The 18598-nt window shown below is 39.3% G+C and carries 29 protein-coding genes and 3 pseudogenes; 6 read left to right on the top strand and 26 right to left on the bottom strand.

Annotation, left to right across the window (positions count from 1 at the left end; translation table 11 throughout):
- Nucleotide 1: 1 nt before the first annotated feature.
- Genes secY through rpsJ form a run of 21 tightly spaced genes read right to left on the bottom strand, consistent with a single transcriptional unit; the run spans nucleotide 2 to nucleotide 9625 of the window.
- Nucleotides 2–1264 (bottom strand): preprotein translocase subunit SecY, encoded by a 1263-nt coding sequence (gene secY / locus AC6H4V_RS01345; protein WP_428728877.1) that lies wholly within the window; start codon nucleotides 1262–1264, stop codon nucleotides 2–4.
- Between the two features lie 2 nt (nucleotides 1265–1266).
- Complete coding sequence (rplO, locus tag AC6H4V_RS01340) at nucleotides 1267–1665, bottom strand: 50S ribosomal protein L15 (protein ID WP_497607178.1); 399 nt, start codon at nucleotides 1663–1665, stop codon at nucleotides 1267–1269.
- 3 nt (nucleotides 1666–1668) lie between these two features.
- Nucleotides 1669–2112 (bottom strand): 30S ribosomal protein S5, encoded by a 444-nt coding sequence (gene rpsE, locus AC6H4V_RS01335; protein WP_497607177.1) that lies wholly within the window; start codon nucleotides 2110–2112, stop codon nucleotides 1669–1671.
- An 8-nt stretch (nucleotides 2113–2120) separates the two neighbouring features.
- Nucleotides 2121–2477 (bottom strand): 50S ribosomal protein L18, encoded by a 357-nt coding sequence (gene rplR, locus AC6H4V_RS01330; RefSeq protein ID WP_428728874.1) that lies wholly within the window; start codon nucleotides 2475–2477, stop codon nucleotides 2121–2123.
- A gap of 13 nt (nucleotides 2478–2490) precedes the next feature.
- Nucleotides 2491–3027, bottom strand: a complete 537-nt coding sequence (gene rplF / locus AC6H4V_RS01325; protein WP_428728873.1) for a 50S ribosomal protein L6 — start codon at nucleotides 3025–3027, stop codon at nucleotides 2491–2493.
- Between the two features lie 9 nt (nucleotides 3028–3036).
- Entirely contained in the window at nucleotides 3037–3432 is a 396-nt protein-coding gene (rpsH, locus tag AC6H4V_RS01320) for a 30S ribosomal protein S8 (RefSeq protein ID WP_428728872.1), read from the bottom strand.
- A gap of 48 nt (nucleotides 3433–3480) precedes the next feature.
- Nucleotides 3481–3666 (bottom strand): type Z 30S ribosomal protein S14, encoded by a 186-nt coding sequence (locus AC6H4V_RS01315; RefSeq protein WP_299858849.1) that lies wholly within the window; start codon nucleotides 3664–3666, stop codon nucleotides 3481–3483.
- On the bottom strand, nucleotides 3666–4211 hold the full coding sequence (rplE, locus tag AC6H4V_RS01310) for a 50S ribosomal protein L5 (RefSeq protein ID WP_428728871.1): 546 nt from the start codon (nucleotides 4209–4211) through the stop codon (nucleotides 3666–3668). Before rplE ends, AC6H4V_RS01315 begins: the two co-directional genes overlap by 1 nt.
- A gap of 3 nt (nucleotides 4212–4214) precedes the next feature.
- The gene (rplX, locus tag AC6H4V_RS01305) at nucleotides 4215–4445 is read right to left on the bottom strand and encodes a 50S ribosomal protein L24 (protein WP_428728870.1); all 231 of its coding nucleotides are present in this window, start codon (nucleotides 4443–4445) and stop codon (nucleotides 4215–4217) included.
- Complete coding sequence (gene rplN, locus AC6H4V_RS01300; RefSeq protein ID WP_428728869.1) at nucleotides 4445–4813, bottom strand: 50S ribosomal protein L14; 369 nt, start codon at nucleotides 4811–4813, stop codon at nucleotides 4445–4447. The genes rplX and rplN overlap by 1 nt, the downstream gene beginning before the upstream one ends.
- Entirely contained in the window at nucleotides 4813–5061 is a 249-nt protein-coding gene (gene rpsQ / locus AC6H4V_RS01295) for a 30S ribosomal protein S17 (protein WP_497607176.1), read from the bottom strand. Before rpsQ ends, rplN begins: the two co-directional genes overlap by 1 nt.
- A gap of 9 nt (nucleotides 5062–5070) precedes the next feature.
- Nucleotides 5071–5256, bottom strand: a complete 186-nt coding sequence (rpmC, locus tag AC6H4V_RS01290) for a 50S ribosomal protein L29 (protein WP_299858854.1) — start codon at nucleotides 5254–5256, stop codon at nucleotides 5071–5073.
- A complete protein-coding gene (gene rplP, locus AC6H4V_RS01285) occupies nucleotides 5243–5668 on the bottom strand; it encodes a 50S ribosomal protein L16 (protein ID WP_011371929.1) in 426 nt (141 codons plus the stop codon). Before rplP ends, rpmC begins: the two co-directional genes overlap by 14 nt.
- A gap of 2 nt (nucleotides 5669–5670) precedes the next feature.
- The gene (gene rpsC / locus AC6H4V_RS01280; protein WP_428728867.1) at nucleotides 5671–6390 is read right to left on the bottom strand and encodes a 30S ribosomal protein S3; all 720 of its coding nucleotides are present in this window, start codon (nucleotides 6388–6390) and stop codon (nucleotides 5671–5673) included.
- A gap of 1 nt (nucleotide 6391) precedes the next feature.
- Entirely contained in the window at nucleotides 6392–6709 is a 318-nt protein-coding gene (rplV, locus tag AC6H4V_RS01275) for a 50S ribosomal protein L22 (protein WP_299858857.1), read from the bottom strand.
- 2 nt (nucleotides 6710–6711) lie between these two features.
- A complete protein-coding gene (rpsS, locus tag AC6H4V_RS01270) occupies nucleotides 6712–6987 on the bottom strand; it encodes a 30S ribosomal protein S19 (RefSeq protein ID WP_299858858.1) in 276 nt (91 codons plus the stop codon).
- 4 nt (nucleotides 6988–6991) lie between these two features.
- Nucleotides 6992–7831, bottom strand: a complete 840-nt coding sequence (rplB, locus tag AC6H4V_RS01265; RefSeq protein ID WP_428728866.1) for a 50S ribosomal protein L2 — start codon at nucleotides 7829–7831, stop codon at nucleotides 6992–6994.
- A gap of 1 nt (nucleotide 7832) precedes the next feature.
- Nucleotides 7833–8114 (bottom strand): 50S ribosomal protein L23, encoded by a 282-nt coding sequence (locus tag AC6H4V_RS01260; RefSeq protein ID WP_299858860.1) that lies wholly within the window; start codon nucleotides 8112–8114, stop codon nucleotides 7833–7835.
- On the bottom strand, nucleotides 8115–8729 hold the full coding sequence (rplD, locus tag AC6H4V_RS01255) for a 50S ribosomal protein L4 (protein WP_497607175.1): 615 nt from the start codon (nucleotides 8727–8729) through the stop codon (nucleotides 8115–8117).
- Nucleotides 8729–9304, bottom strand: coding sequence for a 50S ribosomal protein L3 (gene rplC, locus AC6H4V_RS01250; RefSeq protein WP_497607174.1), 576 nt, complete (start codon nucleotides 9302–9304; stop codon nucleotides 8729–8731). Before rplC ends, rplD begins: the two co-directional genes overlap by 1 nt.
- Before the next feature lie 9 nt (nucleotides 9305–9313).
- The gene (gene rpsJ, locus AC6H4V_RS01245) at nucleotides 9314–9625 is read right to left on the bottom strand and encodes a 30S ribosomal protein S10 (protein ID WP_299858863.1); all 312 of its coding nucleotides are present in this window, start codon (nucleotides 9623–9625) and stop codon (nucleotides 9314–9316) included.
- Between the two features lie 156 nt (nucleotides 9626–9781).
- Between rpsJ and AC6H4V_RS01240 the strand changes: the two genes are divergently transcribed.
- From AC6H4V_RS01240 to rnhB, 6 genes and pseudogenes are all read left to right on the top strand, one after another.
- Complete coding sequence (locus tag AC6H4V_RS01240; RefSeq protein ID WP_497607173.1) at nucleotides 9782–10846, top strand: ATP-binding protein; 1065 nt, start codon at nucleotides 9782–9784, stop codon at nucleotides 10844–10846.
- A 65-nt stretch (nucleotides 10847–10911) separates the two neighbouring features.
- Nucleotides 10912–11769 (top strand): annotated as a pseudogene (locus AC6H4V_RS01235) (methyl-accepting chemotaxis protein); the annotation flags it as partial.
- The gene (locus AC6H4V_RS01230) at nucleotides 11752–12240 is read left to right on the top strand and encodes a CZB domain-containing protein (RefSeq protein ID WP_497607895.1); all 489 of its coding nucleotides are present in this window, start codon (nucleotides 11752–11754) and stop codon (nucleotides 12238–12240) included. The pseudogene AC6H4V_RS01235 and the gene AC6H4V_RS01230, both read left to right, overlap by 18 nt.
- Nucleotides 12237–12614: a response regulator gene (locus tag AC6H4V_RS01225; protein ID WP_497607172.1), complete on the top strand. Its 378-nt coding sequence runs from the start codon at nucleotides 12237–12239 to the stop codon at nucleotides 12612–12614. The genes AC6H4V_RS01230 and AC6H4V_RS01225 overlap by 4 nt, the downstream gene beginning before the upstream one ends.
- Nucleotides 12604–13836, top strand: coding sequence for a response regulator (locus AC6H4V_RS01220; protein ID WP_497607171.1), 1233 nt, complete (start codon nucleotides 12604–12606; stop codon nucleotides 13834–13836). The genes AC6H4V_RS01225 and AC6H4V_RS01220 overlap by 11 nt, the downstream gene beginning before the upstream one ends.
- Entirely contained in the window at nucleotides 13829–14383 is a 555-nt protein-coding gene (gene rnhB / locus AC6H4V_RS01215; protein WP_497607170.1) for a ribonuclease HII, read from the top strand. The genes AC6H4V_RS01220 and rnhB overlap by 8 nt, the downstream gene beginning before the upstream one ends.
- Here rnhB and AC6H4V_RS01210 read toward each other — a convergent pair.
- The 5 genes and pseudogenes from AC6H4V_RS01210 to AC6H4V_RS01190 form a co-directional block, all read right to left on the bottom strand.
- Nucleotides 14380–14790, bottom strand: a pseudogene (locus AC6H4V_RS01210) (methyl-accepting chemotaxis protein); the annotation flags it as partial. The gene rnhB and the pseudogene AC6H4V_RS01210 overlap by 4 nt on opposite strands.
- A gap of 1023 nt (nucleotides 14791–15813) precedes the next feature.
- Nucleotides 15814–16371: pseudogene (locus AC6H4V_RS01205) on the bottom strand (cache domain-containing protein); the annotation flags it as partial.
- Nucleotides 16372–16781: 410 nt separating this feature from the next.
- Nucleotides 16782–17687 (bottom strand): DUF302 domain-containing protein, encoded by a 906-nt coding sequence (locus AC6H4V_RS01200; RefSeq protein WP_497607169.1) that lies wholly within the window; start codon nucleotides 17685–17687, stop codon nucleotides 16782–16784.
- A 17-nt stretch (nucleotides 17688–17704) separates the two neighbouring features.
- A complete protein-coding gene (locus tag AC6H4V_RS01195; protein ID WP_497607168.1) occupies nucleotides 17705–18139 on the bottom strand; it encodes a DsrE family protein in 435 nt (144 codons plus the stop codon).
- A 1-nt stretch (nucleotide 18140) separates the two neighbouring features.
- Nucleotides 18141–18521 (bottom strand): thioredoxin family protein, encoded by a 381-nt coding sequence (locus tag AC6H4V_RS01190; RefSeq protein WP_497607167.1) that lies wholly within the window; start codon nucleotides 18519–18521, stop codon nucleotides 18141–18143.
- Nucleotides 18522–18598: the final 77 nt, after the last annotated feature.

Below are 18598 nucleotides of genomic sequence, written 5' to 3'. Positions count from 1 at the left end.
GTTAAAGACCAACCGCGCTAAGTGTCTCATATTTACTCATGTAAATCTGAGCTTCGATTTTTCTCATTGTATCAAGGGCAACCTGTACTACGATAAGAACTGCCGTTCCACCAAAGAAAAATGGAACTCCCATTCCCTTGATAATCATAAAAGGAAGCGTAGCGACAAGACCAAGGTAAAGTGCCCCTGTAAATGTCAAGTTACTTGCCGTAGCATTTAAAAACTCGGCAGTCGCATTTCCAGTACGGATTCCTGGGATAAATCCACCCTGCTTTTTCAAGTTTTCAGAGATATCTTTTGAGTTGAAAGTAATCGATGCATAGAAAAATGCGAAGAAAACAACAAATACAAAGGTCAAAAAGTTAAAAAAGTAACTATTTGGGTTGAGATAATCTGCAATTGCTAAAACAGTCGGATTCGTACTACTTGATAAAACAGTCATTGGAAACATCAATATCGCACTTGCAAAAATAACAGGAATAACACCCGCTAAGTTTACCTTGATAGGAATATAGTTCATAACTCTCTTATTTTGGTTCTGAATAATAACTTTTTTAGCATAGGTTACTGGGATACGGCGCTCACCAAGTTCAACGTAAATAATAACTGCAACTGTTCCAAAGATAAGAGCAAGAATTGCTAGTACCGTTAAAAAGCTCATTGCACCTGTATTTACCATTGTAATTGTTTGACCAATAGCACTCGGGATTGCTGAGACGATTCCAGCAAAGATAATAAGTGAGATACCATTACCAATACCACTTTGTGTAATTTGTTCTCCAATCCACATTAGAAGCATCGTTCCTGCTAACATCGAAACCGCTGAAACCATGATAAATGTGTTGTGATCTACTAAAATCGCACTGTTTCCATTTGGTCCAGTTAAACTTTGAAGTCCCACACTTATACCAATTGCCTGAACGATAGTAATTGCGATAGTCGCATAACGGATAATCTGCATATACTTCACCATACCATCGCGTTCTTTTTTCATCTGTCCAAGGTTTGGAAATGTTGCAGCAAGAAGCTCCATGATGATAGATGCAGTGATGTAAGGCATAATACCAAGAGCAATGATAGACATTCTCTCTACGGCGTTACCGCTAAACATATTGAATAAACCGAGTGCGTCTGATTGGTGTGAATCGAAGAATGAAGCTATAACAGCAGTGTCAACGCCTGGTACTGGCACGTATGCCAGCAAGCGATAAATAAATAAAAACCCGATAGTAATAAATATCTTATTTACTAGATTTTTATTCACGACTATTTACCTGTTGTAGTAACGTTGTCGTCTTTAATTTTTGATGCTAATTCTATTGCAGATGCACCAACTAATTTTACTTTCGTTACAGATGCAACCATTTTATGAACACCACGGATGCTCTCCATAGTTATCTCTGCTAGCTCTGCAACTGCTTTGATTTTATCTACATTGATAACATACGGTTTGATAACGCGAGATGTAAATCCGATTTTAGGTAATCTTCTTGCAAGTGGTGTTTGTCCACCTTCGAAGTTTCTCTTTCTTGAGCTACCACTTCTTGCAGTCTGACCTTTTCCACCACGTGTAGAAGTCTTACCCATACCTGAACCACATCCACGTCCAACTCTTTTACGTCCTGAAGTAGAACCCTCAGCAGGTGTTAAATTTTCAATACCCATTTTCTATCCTTTTAAGCGACCTAGTGCTTCAACTGTTGCGCGCACTAGTGTACCTGGATTGTTTGAACCGATTGACTTTGTAAGTACGTCTTTGATACCTGCAAGCTCAAGAACAGGACGAGTAGCACCACCCGCGATTACCCCTGTACCCTCTGATGCTGGCTTCAAAATAACGTGGCTTGCATTATATTTGTGTTCAATATCATGTGCAATTGTAGTACCTTTGATACTTACTTTGCTTAAGTTTTTAAACGCATTATCTACAGCTTTTTTGATAGCATCTGGAACCTCTTTTGCTTTTCCAGCGCCAAAACCTATAGTACCTTTTTTATCACCAACTACTACAAGTGCTGTAAAGCGGAAACGGCGTCCACCTTTTACAACTTTTGTAACACGGCCTATATTAACGATTGATTCTTCAAAATCTTCTCTATTGATTTCTAACATAACAGCCCCTAGAACTTAATTTCGTTTGCACGAAGTGAGTCACCAAATGCAGCAATAACACCGTGGTATTGGTAACCATTACGATCAAATACAATCTCAGAAATACCAGCTTCTTTAAGTTTTGCAGCAAATGCAGCACCTAAAGCAGTAGCTCCATCTTTGTTTGCACTCTGACCGATAGCTTTTGAGTTTAAAGAAGCTAATGTTACAGAAGCTGCATCATCGATAGCTTGAACACTCAAATAGCGATTTGAACGAAACACAGAAACACGAGGAAGTGAAGCACAACCAGATATTTTTGCACGAATACGGCGCTTACGCTTTAGGCGATTAGCGATTTTGCTTTTTAATACTTTTGCTTTCATCTATACCCCTTTCCTATTTTTTAGAAGTTTTACCGGCTTTACGCGCGATAGTCTCTTCAGCATATTTTACACCTTTACCTTTATAAGGCTCTGGTGGGCGGAATGCTCTAATCTCGGCAGCAACTTGACCAAGCGATTGCTTATCATGGCTCTTAAGAGTAATAACATTTTTCTCAACAGTCGCTTCGATACCTTCTGGCAATTCGTAGTTGATATCGTGAGAATAACCTAGTTGGAGGTTAAGCACTCTACCATTTACTGCAGCACGGTAACCAACACCATTGATTTCTAAAGCTTTTGTATATCCAGTTGTTAAACCAGTTACAATGTTAGCCGCTAATGCACGGTATGTTCCCCAAAACGCTCTATGCGTACGAGCATCTGAAAGAGTAGCAAAAGTTACAACATTTCCATCAATATCGAAAGCAACATTGCCTTTTGTATCTAAATCAACACTATTTTTGCCTTTAGCAAAAGTTATAACATTTCCGTTTGCACTAACAGTTATATCAGATGCAAATTGTACAGGTAATTTACCAATTCTTGACATGTTATCTCCCTACCAAATCGTACACATAACTTCGCCACCAACACCAAGAGCATAAGCTTTGTCGTTTGGTAGAATGCCATGTGATGTACTTACAATAATAGTTCCGTAACCATTTTTGAAACGCTTAATCTCTTCTTTACCTTTATAGACACGACGTCCCGGCTTAGAGATTCTCTTCATTTCATTAATAACGCTTTTACCATTGTCACTATACTTTAATACAACATTGATAGTTTTTTTAACGCCGTCTTCAACAACGTTACAGCTCTCAATATAACCTTTTTCAACCAGGATATTTGCCATAGCTTCAATACTCTTAGAGTGTACAAGCGTAGTAGTATCCAGTCTTCTCATACCAGCATTACGAATACGTGTTAGCGCATCCGATACTAAATCATTAATCATTTTTTTCCTTTGCTAATCACTAGAAGTTTCAAGAGGAAAGCGTAATGCTTACCAGCTTGACTTTCTAACGCCTGGGATTAATCCCTCATTTGCCATTTTTCTAAAACATACACGACAGATTCCAAAGTCACGGATGACAGAGTGTGGACGACCACAAACTTGACATCTTGTATAACCACGAACTTTGAATTTAGGCTCTCTTGCTGCTTTAGCAATCATCGATTTCTTAGCCATTAGTTGCTCCCTTTACTAAAAGGCATACCTAATTTCTCTAAAAGAAGAAATGCTGCCTTGTCTGAATCAGCAGTTGTTACAACTGTAATGTTCATACCGTGAATCTGCATAATTGAATCATAACTTACCTCTGGGAAAATCAACTGTTCTTGAAGTCCAAAGTTATAGTTTCCACGACCATCAAAGCCATTTCTAGGAACACCACGGAAGTCTTTTACACGTGGAAGTGCGATAGAAACAAGACGGTCAAAGAAGTTATACATCTTTTCACCACGTAAAGTTACGCGAATACCAACTGGCATACCCTCACGAACTTTAAATCCAGCTACTGATTTTTTTGCTATTACAGTACTTGCTTTTTGACCAGCAATAGTAGTAATAGTATCTTCAATATTTTGGATAAGCTTGTTATCTTTCATTGCAAAACCTGCACCTACAGAGATAATAACTTTATCTAATCCAGGAATTTGCATAGGATTTTTGATACCTAATTCTGCTTGAAGCTCAGGCTTTAAGCTTAAATATTTTTCTTTTAAACGAGCCATCTACTATGCCTCCACTTTACGAACATTTGAAACATCGATTGGCATCTCTTTATTGAGGTGTCCACCTTTAGTGTTCTCTTCTGTTGGTTTGATAGCTTTCTTTGCTATTTTGCACCCTTCAACGATTACCTTGTTTTTCTTTGGTAACACTGCAAGTACAGTAGCTTTTGTTCCGCGATCATCACCAGCGATAATTTCTACAGTATCGCCTTTTTTGAAATTAAATTTTGCCATCACACAACCTCCGGCGCAAGAGATACGATTTTCATGAAACCACCGTAACGTACTTCACGAGCGATTGGTCCGAAAATACGAGTGCCAACTGGCTCTCTCTTGTCATCAAGTATAACAGCTGCATTGTCATCAAAACGGATTAAAGAGCCGTTTTCACGGTGAATCTCTTTACTTGTTCTAACAACAACAGCTTTTACAACTTTACCTTTTTTAACTTTAGCAGTTGGTGTCGCTTTTTTTACAGAAGCGATGATAACATCACCGACCTGTGCATAACGACGCTTTGAACCGCCAAGTACCTTAATACACATAACTTCTTTTGCACCTGTATTATCAGCTACATTGAGACGAGTAAACGCTTGGATCATTATTTAGCTCCTAGTATTACTGTTTTAAGTCTATATGATTTAGTCTTAGAAAGTGGGCGACACTCGATTGCAACAATCTCATCACCTACTTTTAACTCATTACGCTCATCATGTACTAGGTACTTTTTGAAGCGCTTTACAACTTTATGGTAACGAGGGTGCATTACACGGCGCTCAACAACGATACTCGCTGTTTTGTCACCTGAAATTTTTACCACACTACCTTGAATTTCACGTTTATGTGTCATTGCCAGCCCCTATTTCGCTGCACTAAGTGCAGTGTTGATTCTAGCAACATCTTTTTTAGCGATACGAAGCTCGCTCGTATTTTGTAGTTGCATCATCTGTCTTTTAATTTTGAGAGTAAAGAGCTGTGTCTTTTTCTCTTTTAGCATTGCCTGAAGCTCTGCTACAGTTTTATCTGCTAAATCAGAATATTTCATTGCTCATCTCCGCAGTTATAATTTTCGTTTTGAAAGGAAGCTTGTGTAGTGCAAGAGTTAATGCTTCACGAGCAAGCTCTTCTGGAACACCAGCCATTTCAAATATGATACGACCTGGTTTAATGTTCATAACCCACTGATCAACTGAACCTTTACCTTTACCCATACGAGTTTCTAAAGGCTTAGCAGTTAATGGCTTAGCAGGGAATACACGAATCCAGATTTTACCATTTCTTTTAATATGACGAGTAGCTGAAATACGAGCCGACTCGATTTGGCGAGAGTTGATACGACCTGCTTCAACTGCTTTTAAAGCAATATCACCAAATGCAAGTGTATAACCCGAACGAGCGTAACCACGGTTACGACCCTTCATCATTTTACGATATTTAGTTCTCTTAGGCATCAACATGATTATTCAGCCTTTCCGCTATTTTCGCGTTTTGGAGCACGTTTTGGACGACGTGTCTCTTGTTTTTCCTCTTTTGCTTCTGCTGGAATACCTTTTGTGAGAACTTCACCTTTGAATATCCAAACTTTGACACCAATACAACCATAAGTAGTATGTGCTTCAGCAAAACCGTAATCTATCTTTGCACGAAGTGTATGAAGTGGAACACGTCCCTCTAAATACCATTCAGTACGAGCCATTTCTGCTCCACCAAGACGACCGCTTACAGATATCTTGATACCTTTAGCTCCGCCTCTTTGTGCATTTTGCATCACTTTTTTCATCGCACGTCTAAATGCAACACGGCGCTCTAGCTGTGTAGCAACGTTTTCAGCAACAAGTTGTGCAGAAATTTGAGCTTTTTTCTCTTCTTTGATATTTACTGATAATGGTTTTCCAACAAGCGCTTGAAGTGTATCTTTAAGCTTCTCGATATCTGAACCTTTTTTACCAATAATAATACCAGGGCGTGCAGCAATGATAGTTACACGAAGTCTTTTTGCAGTTCTTTCTATAACGATGTTAGAAACACCAGCATAGTAAAGCTCTTTTTTCAAATATGTACGAATCTTGTAATCTTCGCCTAATGAGACTGCAGCAGTCTTAAAATTAGGGAACCAACGGCTCTCCCAATTGCGGTTGATACCAAGACGTAAACCAATAGGATTAACTTTTTGTCCCATACTATTTACCCTCTACTTCTACTAAAATATGCGCTGTCGGTTTTCTAATACCTGAAGCCATACCACGAGCACGTGGACGGAATCTCTTAAGTACCGGACCGTTGTCAACACGGCATGATGTTACAACACACTCGCTAGCCTCACTACCGCTGTTTGCAACTGCTGATGCAACTACTTTTGCGATGATTCTTGCTGCTTTGTTTGGTGTAAACTCAAGAGCTGCTAATGCTTGCTCAGCGTTCATACCTTGAATCTCTCTTGCGATAAGACGAGATTTTGTTGGTGAAACACGGGTAAATTTCAATAATGCTCTAGCCATGATTAACCTTTCTTCTGTACAGAGCCCTTATGGCCCTTGAATGTACGAGTTGGTGCGAATTCACCTAATTTATAACCAATATGGTTCTCTGTTACAAATACTGGAACAAATTTGCGACCATCATGAACATTAAGAGTAAGTCCAACCATATCTGGTAAAACCATACTTCTGCGTGACCAAGTTTTGATAGGTTTTTTAGAACCCTCAGCCTTAGCCGCAACTACTTTTTTCATTAAATGATCATCAACAAATGGACCTTTTTTTACACTTCTTGCCATTTAACTACCTCTTCGGATTAGATTTACGGCGAGTAATAATAAGTTTATCACTTGCTTTTTTACGACGAGTTTTAGAACCCTTCGTTGGTTTACCCCATGGAGTAACTGGATGACGACCTGAGTTCGTTTTACCTTCACCACCACCGTGCGGGTGATCGATTGGGTTCATCGCAGAACCACGAGTTTGAGGACGGATACCCATATGACGAGTACGACCTGCTTTACCAAGAACGATATTGATATACTCTTCGTTTCCAACAGTTCCTACAGTAGCCATACACTCACCTAGTACTAAACGCATCTCAGATGAAGGCATACGAAGTGAAACATACTTGCCATCACGACCCATAATTTGAGCGCTTGTGCCAGCTGAACGAACGAGTTGTCCGCCTTTGCCAATTTTAAGCTCAACGTTATGAACAGATGTACCCACAGGGATATTCATAAGTTTCATTGCATTACCTGGTTTAATGTCAACACCAGTCGCATCAGCGATTACAGTATCTCCAACATTTAACCCTTTTGGTAAAAGGATGTATCTCTTGTCACCATCAACATAAGTTACAAGTGCGATACGGCAGTTACGGTATGGATCATACTCAACTGTGCTTACTTTTCCTGCAACACCAAACTTATCTCTTTTAAAGTCAATAATACGGTAGAGCTTTTTCGCTCCTGCCTCTTTATGACGAGATGTGATACGTCCGTTGTTGTTTCTTCCTGCTGCTGCGGGAAGTTTTACAAGAAGTGAACGAACACTTGGCTTTGCAGTAATGTCATTGTTTTCTACGTTTGTATAAAAACGACGAGATGGGCTTGTAGGTTTATAAGATTTTATTGCCATATTATACCGCCAAACTTTCTATTTGTGCGCCTTCTGGTAGCTTCACATAAAACTTTTTGAAGTCATTTTGCTTACCAGCAACACCACGGAATTTTTTAATTTTTCCGTCTTGATTTAGTGAGTTAATTCTTGTTGGAATAATTCCAAAATACTCACGAAAAACCTCTTTGAGACCAGTTTTACTCATACGAGGAGAAGTTTGCACAACGATGATTCCATCCTCTTGCATACCTAAAGTTTTCTCTGTATAGAGTATAGATTTGATATCTGTAATATCTGCCATTTACTTAGCCTCCCCTACAAGATTTTCCCATACCGCTTTTTCGATCACAAGTGAACGATAGTTTGCAGCTAGGTAAGCATTCAATTCATTCTCTTCAATCACGTAAGTGCTTGCGATGTTTTGAAATGCTAAATAAGTTTGTTCATCTAAAACAGTCTTAACAAAAAGAGTATCTCTTTGGTTAAGTGCTTTAAACATTGCTGCAGCATCTTTTGTTTTACCAGATGCGATTTCAATGCTATCAACGATGAATAGACTACCATTTTGTGCATGCTCATTTAAAGCAAAGTTAAGAGCAAGTTTCTTTTGCTTCTTATTTACTTTCAGGTCATAGTTACGGTTGTTTTTTGGACCCCACGCTTTACCACCACCAACGAATGACGGATCACGTCTTGAACCAGCACGACCACGACCGCCACCTTTTTGAGCCCAAGGCTTTCTACCGCCTCCTCTTACCTCTGCACGCGTTTTTGCAGTTGCAGTGTTTGCTCTCATAGCTGCTTGCGCAGACTTTACATAGAGATATAGGTTATGAGGATTAATACCAGAAAAACTCTCTGGTAAAGCTAACTCAGAAGCTTTTTCCATTTTTTCATTTAGAACTATTGCGCTCATTATTTAGCTACCTTTATACGACCCAAAGAACCATTTGCTCCAGATACCGAACCAACAACCGCAACGATTTTGTTTTCAGCATCAAAAGATAAAATCTCATTCTTCACGCTATTTTGTGTATTTCCATATTGTCCAGGCATTTTCTTGCCCTTCATAACACGACCTGGCCACTCTTTTTGACCAATTGAACCTGTTCTACGACCAAATCTGTGACCGTGTTCTGCAGGACCGCCACCGAAATTCCAGCGCTTCATTGCACCAGTAAAACCGCGACCTTTTGTATTGAACGTAGCTTTAACAACTTTAGCTTCTGCAAGTGGAGTGAAATCCAAATCGCCAGCTTCAGTGTTTGCTACTTCTAATGTAACAAATTTGTTGAATTCAGAAGAAATACTATATTTCTTTTGCTGACCTTCAATTGATTTATTCATTTTCTTACCGCTATTGTAAGCTACAATTGCGACACCTTCGTTCACTTCACATACTTTCGCATCAAGAACTCTTAAAAGAGTAACTGGTTTACTTGGTACTGTGATAGTACGGCTCATACCGATTTTTTCAACAATATATTCCACGATGACCTCCTACTTATCCATAGAGCGAACTTCAACGTCCACTTCTGGTGCAAGATCGAGCTTCATTAAAGAGTCAACAGTCTCAGGCGTAGCCGATACGATGTCGATAACTCTAGCATGCATACGGATCTCAAACTGCTCACGAGAACTTTTGTTAACGTGTGGAGATTTGATAACTGTATATTTACGAATCTTTGTTGGTAAAGGTATCGGACCACGAATTGCAGCACCTGTACGCTTAACAGCCTCTACGATTGACGCTACAGATCTATCAAGAACGCGATGATCGTAAGCTTTCAATTTTAAACGAATTTTTTCCATGTTTTTCCTTCTAAAGAACTCGTCAGGTCAAGCCTAACTATATTAAGGGAGCGGAATTGTATCCAAACTCACTTCATTATTCAAGGATTTAGGGGATTAAATTTGAAATTTATCTAAATTTATTTCCTTTTAATAAGGAAATGATAAAATTACCACATGGAAATTTTACTTGAAGAGTTATATAAAACCGATATCAGTTTGGAGAAGTTCCACTTTAGAAAACTCTTTTTAGATGAGAAAAGCTATCAAATCAATGGTATCACGCAAAGCGGAAAGACAAAAGTTGTTAAAAACTACCTTTTGGGTCTCAAAAAAAGCAGTTACCTCTATGTGGACTGTAATGATTTGCGCATAAACAAAGAGGGGCTAAGTGAAGCACTTACCCATTTTTGCACAAAAAATGCCATCCAGACAGTTGTTCTTGATAATTACACCCCAGAGATAAAGAGCATCCATGTCGCGCAACTTATCCTCTGTTGTGAAACGCATTATGAACTGGACTTTTTGACAACACTCAAGCTCTATCCGCTGGATTATGAGGAGTTTTTGTCATATGAGCACAAATACGACTCCACTGCACTCAACCACTTTTTCAAGCTTGGAGGGTTTCCCTCTATGCATAAAATCAGTGCCGATGAGCGTGCGCTCTACCTGCAAAAAATGCTCAAAAATGCGCTAAGTGGCATCGAACTTGACATTCTCATCTTCTGCACAAAAATGATGGCGCAAAAAATATCGCCCTACTCTATCTATGAGCGGCTCAAACAGACACAAAAAATCTCCAAAGATAAACTCTACGCTGCTTTTGATGCACTCAGCGCAAAAGGGTATATCCATCAGCTTCTTAAAGTGAACCACCCAAAGGCTGTAAGAAAGGTCTATCTTTGTGACATCTCTTTAAAATCTGCACTTACTATAGAGAAGCAATTTAGCAAACTCTTTGAAAATATGATCTATCTGGAGCTTTTAAAATCAGGCAAAGAGGCGTTTTATGATGATGGGATTGATTTTTATCTGCCTTCTCATGACGAGATTATCTTGGGAATGCCCTTTGCGGATGAGAGAACACTCTTTAAAAAGATGGAAAACATCGAAGCGTTTTTGTTTACCTACCAGATAAAAAAAGTGACTGTTGTTACAATGAGTACAGAGGGAAGCATGAGCCATCCGCTCTCGCATGTAGAGATGGTTCCTTTTGATATTTGGGCGCTGGGGGATTGATGTAACTGTTGTGTAATTATAGTGTCGGATAATTGTATCAAAGAATCATCAAGGAGTGTAAAAATATGTTTTTCTCAAAAAAAGCAGATACAGACAAAATTAAAGAACTTGAGAGCCAAATTGCTACACTTCGAGATGAAGTTGCATTTTACAAGGAGATAGCATCTTTTTCGCAAGATGAGATGCTTATCGTACTAGATACAAAAGGCTCTCCTCTTTTTCAAAATGAACGTGCCATATCACAAGTAAAATCTCCGCATGAACTCTATACAGAACTGCAAAAAAACACTCACTCCATCACACTCAACAGTTGTAGTGCCAAAGTCTCTTACCAAAAATCTAAAATTTTTCCTGCTACTCTTTATAGAATCACAAAAACAGATATGCGTGATACACGAGAAAGCGATGTTCTCTCTATGCATCAAAACTCGATTTCTGAAGCTTTAGTGGACACACAAAAAACATTTTCCCAGATGCTTGAAGAGCTCCAAAATATGAAAAAAGAGTCCATTCAAACTGCACAAGAGTCAAAAGAGGGACTTCTTTTGGTCCAAGAATCTACACATGCCATGGATATACTAAGCCAAAATACACAAGACAATATTACAGGAATGGATTTGCTTCATGGGCGCAGCAATGAGATTTCAAGTGTTATCACACTCATTGAAGATATTGCCGACCAGACAAATCTGCTTGCACTCAATGCTGCCATTGAGGCTGCTCGTGCAGGTGAGCATGGGCGTGGATTTGCTGTTGTTGCGGACGAGGTAAGAAAACTTGCCGAAAAAACGCAAGCTGCTACAAAAGATATCTCTATTGTCGTTAAAAGCATGCTCCAAGAGACAAGTGATGCGCAAGAAAACACTCATGCTGTCGATAAAATCGCCATAGAGACAAAGAAAAAAATAGAAGCACTGCATTTTAAAATAAAGCAGTTTGAGGCCAATGCGTCCAGAAGCCAATTTGAAGTAGAGCATATCAGCGACAAAATATTTGCCGCTTTAGCAAAAATAGACCATGTTATCTACAAACACAACGTCTATGCGCTTATCTTTGGAGAGAAGAATGAGTTTAAAAACACAACGCATACGGAGTGCCGTTTAGGCAAATGGTATAGTAGCGGGATAGGCAAAGAGAACTTTGCACAGATGCCATCTTATGCAAAACTTGATGCTCCTCATGCCATCATCCACGAACAAGCCAATCTCCTTGCGAAAGAGTGCGGTACCGAAAAAGCCCTCTGTTCAAAAGATATTATCCAAAAGCGTATCCATAATATAGAAAATGCAAGCCATGAAGTTTTTAAGTATCTTGAAAATCTCGTTAACGAAAAAGCAGAACAAGTGATGCATGTTGCCGCAAAAGAGCTATTTACACAAGGGAGCAAAAAATGATAAAAGAGACAAAGCCAAAGCACATCGTTATTATTGATGATGAAACCGAGATACTCTCTGCGTTAGAACGATATCTTTCACGCAATAACTATAAAGTGAGCATTTTTAGTAACCCTATTACTGCTTTTGACTCTCTTCCAAAAGATACAAACTTGATTTTACTTGATATCATGATGCCTCAAATGAGCGGTTTAGATCTTTTGCCAAAACTTTTGGAAAAAAATCCAAAAAGCAAAGTGCTTATGATGACAGCCTACTCCACGCTCGATAAAGTACTCAATGCCCATAAACATGGTGCAACCGACTATATTATGAAACCGTTTCCTTCGCTTGACATACTTGGAAGCAAGATAAAAGCTTTGCTTGAAAAGTAAACAAGATATCTCCATACTTTTTGTCGAAGACGATAAAGAGGTGCGACATGAAATTGGCGATTTTTTACATTCGGGTATCTTTAAAAACACTTATATAGCAAAAAACGGCTATAAAGGTTTTCTCAAATATCAAAAATACAAACCGGATATCATTATAACGGACTTGACGATGCCGCTTATGGATGGTTTAGAGATGTCCAAAAAAATCAAGCAAATCGATGAAAAAATCCCAATTTTACTTATCACTTCTCATTTTGAAAAAGAGATTACGGAAGCGGCTGTTGATATAGGAATCGACGGTTATCTTTTTAAACCGCTCTCGCTTGATAGAGTTGCAAAAATCCTTATCCGTTATAAAGAGCGCATTTTACTTCAAAGAGAGGTTGAGAGAAAAAGAAAAGCACAAGAGAAACTGCTTCAAAAACGAATTGAAGAGGAGCTGGAAAAAAATAAAAAGTTGCGTAAAGAGAAAGAAAAAGAGAAGCTCCTTAAAGAGAAGTTTCTTATCATCGGTAAAATGGCGGCAGGCATCACTCATGAAATCAACACTCCTCTTACCTACATCAAAGTAAACATGGAACTAATGCAAGATGATATCAACTCTTTGGATGATACCATAAGCCTCAAAAATTACCTCCAAAAAGATAGCAAGACCATTTTGGATGGGATTAACAGGATAGCAAGCATTATCGAATCTATGCGGGAGATGGCTTCACACGCTAAAGAGTTGCCCATCAAAAGCAACATTTATGCTTCTCTTATCACGGCACTTACTCTTAGCGCAAACAAAACTGCAAGTATCTCGCTCCAAAACGAGCCTTTTACCATTGGAATGGAGAAGCAAAAATACTCTTTTTTAGCAGATATCCAAAAACAGCGAATCGAACAGGTTTTTATCATTATAATAAACAATGCCATTGATGCACTCAAGACAAAAGATAATATAGAACAAAAACTCCTAAACATCACACTTCATGAAACTACCAATCATATTGTGATAAGCTTTCACGATAACGGCGGCGGCATACAAGAAACACTACTCCCTTACATTTTCGAGCCTTTTCAAAGTTCCAAATCAGAGGGTGGCATAGGAATAGGTCTCAATGTGGCTCATAAAATAGTTGAAGAGCATAGAGGAGAAATCCGAGCGTACAACAAAGACGGCGGCGCACTTTTTGAAGTCTCTCTTCCAAAGGAGTTAAAAATTTTATCCGATGTATAAATTTTGCGGCATAGATGAAGCTGGGCGTGGACCGCTTGCAGGGGATTTGGTGATGGCTGGGTGTGTTTTGCACAAACATGTAGAGGGGCTTGATGACTCCAAAAAGCTCACGCCTAAAAAAAGAGAGCTTCTCTATGGGCAAATAGTTCAAAATGCGACCTACCATATAGTGAAGTTTTCTGCCAAAGAGATAGATGAGGATGGGATATCGCTTTGTCTTAAAAGAGGGCTTGAAGAGATTATGAAAAATCTTCCCTCTGTGGAGTATCTTTTTGATGGGAATTCCAACTTTGGTGTACGTGGGCTTACGACGATGATAAAGGCTGATGGAAAAGTGCCAGAGGTAAGTGCTGCTTCCATTCTTGCTAAGGTAACGCATGATAGAGATATCATGGAACTTGCCAAAAGATACCCAGAGTATGGGTTTGAAAAACATAAGGGGTATGGAACCGCGCTTCATGTGCAGATGATAAAGAAGCACGGCTACTGCGAAGTGCATAGAAAAAGCTATAAAGTCAAAGCCCTTGAAAAAGGGCTCTTTGACTAAAACTTCTTCGAGTTGACCTCTTGGAGTGTTTGTTGTGACATTGTATCTAGTTCTACTGCGATAACCTCTATCTCGTTGACATAGCGTGCATTGCTTGATGTTGTTTTGTCGATTTCGACGATAGCGTCTGTTGCGTTGTTGATATCGCTCACTCTTGCTTGCATATCCTCGCCTATCTCAAGAACTGCTTGTGAGAGTGTCTCTATGCTGACATTAATCTCATGAAGACTTCTTTGCGTGTTTTCTGCAAGTTTGCGCACCTCATCGGCAACAACGGCAAAACCACGCCCATGCTCTCCTGCGCGTGCTGCTTCGATGGCAGCGTTGAGTGCTAAGAGATTGGTTTGGTCAGCGATGTCAGAGATGACACTGACAACATGTTTGATATCGGAGGATTGTGCGGCAACTTGCTTTGTTTTTTGGGAAACTTCAACAATAGCGTTGTTTGTATCTTCCATAACACGAGTAAGCTCTTGAAGTCTTCGTGCCTGTTTTGCAGACTCGCTGTTTAAAAACTGCATCTTCTCTTTAAGAAGGAGAGACTTTTCGGAGAGTTGGTTTGCATTGCCGCTTGACTCACGTAGCATATGCGCGATAGTATCGCCAACGCTGTTGAGCGCTTGCGCTACCTTGCCGTTATCGTTGGAGATTCTTATAGTAAAATCTGACTTTTCAAAAGTGCTCATCGTTGCTACAAGTTCGTTTAAGTCACGGCAGATGTTTTGCTGTAGAGAGAGAAGCATTCTGTTTATATTTATCTTAAGTTCTTCAAGTGCTTCATTATTTGTATTGCACTCAACATGTTGGTTGAGATGTCCTTTGTCTATAGCGATAACAACGCGCTTGACACCCTCAATCATCATCTTGTCGCTCTCTATATTTTGACGCGTTTTGATGATATTTTCATCTACTATTTTGGACATAAGCGCTATCTCGTCATCCCCTTTGATGTCGATAAGTTTTGCTTGTGATGTCTCTTTGTTCAGGTATCTGAAGAACTCTAAAAGCCCTTTTTCAAATGTTTCTAAAGGGGTAAGAAGCACTTTTTTCATGGCCAAAAGGATAGAAGCAGTCAGAACAACAATCAACATAACGATAAGAGCGAGTGCGCTGTTTATCATACTGCTTGCTTGGTTGATAGTAGCGTCCACTTCGCTTCTGTTTGCACCTAAGAGGTAAAGACCGATAGCCTTGCCCTCAAAATCTTTTATCTCCGCAAACGAGTAAAAATAGTTCTCATCAAGCAGATACCCCTGTGCCAAAAGTTTATCCACTGCTATATTTTTCGCACCTGCAAAAAACTTATCATCGACTGTTTTTTGGCTCAAAATATATCCACCGACGCTTTTGCTTGTATCTGCCAACTTTGCAAGATGCACAAGTTTTTGATCCATAAGGACTAAAAGATTCTCTTTTTCGCCATGAAACTGCTTGACAACTGACTCAAAAGCTTGCATAAACTCTAGCGAACCGACATACACACCATCTTTGAGCACCGGAGCGATTCCTCTGATGGTAAGTCCAGCTTGCCCTACTTCTATGGCATGCATCGCCTTTTTTTGCTCTTTTACTTTGTTGATAGTATGGCGGAAACTCTTAAGGTCATCCCCGAATTTTTCAGGATTCCACGCTCTTAAAAATGACTTTACCTCTTTGTCGTGGATGTGAATCTTGATATTTTTGAAGTTTGTCTCATTTTTATACTTTTGGCTAATCTTCTCAATCGAAGCAATCGCAACTGTTCTATCGCCCTGCATAAGCGCATCTGCGATGTTTGAATCGTTTGCGATTGCGATTGCGTTTGTCACACCTACATCAAATTTTGCACTCATTCTATCTTGGATTTTTGAAGTGAGTGACGCTTGAATCGTTTTATAAGTGTTATCTGTAATCTGCGACTTAAAGTAGTTTAAAACAAAAAATCCCCCTAGAAGCAACACGAACGATATGGCAACGATAAGAATCGTTATCTTTTTTCCAACTGCCATTTTTTACCCTTTTCTTTGTACTTCAATGATTTTACTGTTTTTTTGCTTAAATAAATTTTCTAATGGGGAGGATATAAGTAAGAGACGACAAATAATTTCATAGCTAACAACATTTCAAAGGTTTAGATTCAAGGCGAACTTTGCTTGGCGATATGAATATCGTTAAGTAAAGTTCAACGCAGAAGATAAGCCTTTGAAATGTTGCCCTTTGGGTAAAAAGAGAAGCCACAATCTACTTCGTTAAAAACCCTTGAAGCTATTCATAGCTCCTGCGGATTTTCGCCTCATATCTTGAGGCTTCTCTTTTTATTAGCTATGAAATTATTTGTCGTCTCTTACTTACTCATAAAAAGTTCTTATAACAAAAAATCATAGAGTGTTTGCGCAAGGCTCTAAAAGAGCCCTGTAGTCTATTCTACTATCTCTGCTAGGACAGATTCAAGTTGTTCTTGTGCTTTGAGAAGTACCTCTTTTGCCTCTTTTGTAGTTACATTTGCGCTACTGAGCCAGTTGTAAACAGAGGGGAACGCTAAGACGATTTTGTTCTCCCCTTTTTTCTTATACATCGCTATGCTACATGGCGCAAATGCCGCAGCTTCCGGGTTTGTAAGCGCAACCGTATAGATAACAGGGAGCTTACAAATAGAGTATGTTTGGTAGATATCGTACGTAGAATCTTTAAGACGCTCTTTGACATCAAGCTTGCTTGGAATGACAAAACCATAGAGACTCAGACCGTTGTTAAGCCCTAAGAGGACATTTTCAAACATCTCTTGTGCATCCTCTTCGCCAACTTCTAGTTCATACTGCGTTATAAGCGCACCCTCTACTTTGAGTGGCTCTTTGCTGTTGCTCTGTTTTGCTTTTGGAAGTGCTTTTTTCAAAGAAGCCAAAACTTCCTTCTCAAGCTCTTTAAAGAGTGGGTCTTTGACACCCAAAATCCTCTCTAACGCCTCAGCTGTCACAACGCTTACATGAAGTGTGTCCTCTTTTTTGTTCTGGTAAATTCCTATCTCCATAGGGATAAAGATACCCATTTGCGGATATTTTTTGACAAGTTCAAAAGAGAGCTTCTCATGGAAAACTGTCAAAAGCGTGAAGACCTTATAGTCAGTTTTTTGAAACTGTATGGTAAAGGGTTTGTTCATCTCACTATTGACGCCAACTCCAAAGCCATTGGCAACTAACGCCGCTTCAATCGTTTGCGGCGTGATTGCGCCGTTTTTGTTCTCTACATCAAAAAGATGCAAATCGCCCTTTGCCCAAAGTGTTGCACTCATCAAAAGCGCAACTGCTACTGCTAAAATCTTTTTCATTTTCATCCTTTATCTTTTTAGGGAGCTATATAAATCCAGCCCTCTTTTACCCGCTCTGTCATCTCAACGATTCCAGCCGTCACAATCTCTACATCCTCGATCAACGCCTCTTCTTTGATATTTTTTGTATGCATTGTGTTGCCACATGCCACAAACTCCACATCAAGCTGCATCAGCGCACTTACTCTTTTTGCCGTCTCAACTTCACTCTTTAGAAGCACTTTGATGCCATGGTAGTAGGCTACGATACGCATTTTTACATTTTCTGGACCATAAAATTTCAGAACATTGTTTGCTGCACTCAGTACGTGACTTATCTCTTCTTTATCGGCACTCTTGATAGAGAAGAGTATCTTTCTTGGCTCCAAAATAGTTGGTTTTGGCTCTGCAAAAACAGTATCTGCCCTTACAAAAGAGGCTAAAATCAGAAAAATCATTATGTATTTTTTCACTCTAGTGCCCCTTTATATTTTTAGTCAAATCCTTGAAATCACTTATGCTCCAAGAACCTGGAATAGATTTTAAAATCGCACGCTCTTTACCTAAAAAGTAAAATGAGGGTGTCATACTCACACTTACATCCAGAGGTAATTTCTCTTTATCGAGATTTATCTTTACAGCGATAAAACGCTCTGCAATCCATTTGGACATCTCTTTATCTTCAAACACATCTCTTTGCATAGCGATGCAGTAGCGGCAATCCGATCTTACAACTTCAACCATTATAGGCTTGAAACTCTGCTTTTGCAGCTCCAACGCCCTCTCATAACTTACCCATTCGACTCCAAAAAGAGACACACAACCAAACACGATAGAGAGAAGTATCTTTCTCATAGCAAAAATCCATTCGCTCTCTCAAAAAGAGTATCTTCAAGATGGCAAAAATAAGGAAGAACCATCTTGCAAAATAC

This window comes from Sulfurimonas lacustris, assembly GCF_059705355.1.
This window is presented reverse-complemented; position numbering and strand designations above follow the sequence as displayed.

Bases quoted from the DNA above. Each gene is read 5' to 3' on its own strand.
- rplO (WP_497607178.1), bottom strand. From the start codon at position 1,665: ATGGGTATTGAAAATTTAACACCTGCTGAGGGTTCTACTTCAGGACGT.
- rpsE (WP_497607177.1), bottom strand. From the start codon at position 2,112: ATGTTAGAAATCAATAGAGAAGATTTTGAAGAATCAATCGTTAATATA.
- rplR (WP_428728874.1), bottom strand. From the start codon at position 2,477: ATGAAAGCAAAAGTATTAAAAAGCAAAATCGCTAATCGCCTAAAGCGT.
- rplF (WP_428728873.1), bottom strand. From the start codon at position 3,027: ATGTCAAGAATTGGTAAATTACCTGTACAATTTGCATCTGATATAACT.
- rpsH (WP_428728872.1), bottom strand. From the start codon at position 3,432: ATGATTAATGATTTAGTATCGGATGCGCTAACACGTATTCGTAATGCT.
- AC6H4V_RS01315 (WP_299858849.1), bottom strand. From the start codon at position 3,666: ATGGCTAAGAAATCGATGATTGCTAAAGCAGCAAGAGAGCCTAAATTC.
- rplE (WP_428728871.1), bottom strand. From the start codon at position 4,211: ATGGCTCGTTTAAAAGAAAAATATTTAAGCTTAAAGCCTGAGCTTCAA.
- rplX (WP_428728870.1), bottom strand. From the start codon at position 4,445: ATGGCAAAATTTAATTTCAAAAAAGGCGATACTGTAGAAATTATCGCT.
- rplN (WP_428728869.1), bottom strand. From the start codon at position 4,813: ATGATCCAAGCGTTTACTCGTCTCAATGTAGCTGATAATACAGGTGCA.
- rpsQ (WP_497607176.1), bottom strand. From the start codon at position 5,061: ATGACACATAAACGTGAAATTCAAGGTAGTGTGGTAAAAATTTCAGGT.
- rpmC (WP_299858854.1), bottom strand. From the start codon at position 5,256: ATGAAATATTCTGATTTAGCAGATAAAACTGTAGCAGAGCTTCAGGCA.
- rplP (WP_011371929.1), bottom strand. From the start codon at position 5,668: ATGTTGATGCCTAAGAGAACTAAATATCGTAAAATGATGAAGGGTCGT.
- rpsC (WP_428728867.1), bottom strand. From the start codon at position 6,390: ATGGGACAAAAAGTTAATCCTATTGGTTTACGTCTTGGTATCAACCGC.
- rplV (WP_299858857.1), bottom strand. From the start codon at position 6,709: ATGGCTAGAGCATTATTGAAATTTACCCGTGTTTCACCAACAAAATCT.
- rpsS (WP_299858858.1), bottom strand. From the start codon at position 6,987: ATGGCAAGAAGTGTAAAAAAAGGTCCATTTGTTGATGATCATTTAATG.
- rplB (WP_428728866.1), bottom strand. From the start codon at position 7,831: ATGGCAATAAAATCTTATAAACCTACAAGCCCATCTCGTCGTTTTTAT.
- AC6H4V_RS01260 (WP_299858860.1), bottom strand. From the start codon at position 8,114: ATGGCAGATATTACAGATATCAAATCTATACTCTATACAGAGAAAACT.
- rplD (WP_497607175.1), bottom strand. From the start codon at position 8,729: ATGAGCGCAATAGTTCTAAATGAAAAAATGGAAAAAGCTTCTGAGTTA.
- rpsJ (WP_299858863.1), bottom strand. From the start codon at position 9,625: ATGGAAAAAATTCGTTTAAAATTGAAAGCTTACGATCATCGCGTTCTT.
- AC6H4V_RS01240 (WP_497607173.1), top strand. From the start codon at position 9,782: ATGGAAATTTTACTTGAAGAGTTATATAAAACCGATATCAGTTTGGAG.
- AC6H4V_RS01225 (WP_497607172.1), top strand. From the start codon at position 12,237: ATGATAAAAGAGACAAAGCCAAAGCACATCGTTATTATTGATGATGAA.
- rnhB (WP_497607170.1), top strand. From the start codon at position 13,829: ATGTATAAATTTTGCGGCATAGATGAAGCTGGGCGTGGACCGCTTGCA.
- AC6H4V_RS01200 (WP_497607169.1), bottom strand. From the start codon at position 17,687: ATGAAAAAGATTTTAGCAGTAGCAGTTGCGCTTTTGATGAGTGCAACA.
- AC6H4V_RS01190 (WP_497607167.1), bottom strand. From the start codon at position 18,521: ATGAGAAAGATACTTCTCTCTATCGTGTTTGGTTGTGTGTCTCTTTTT.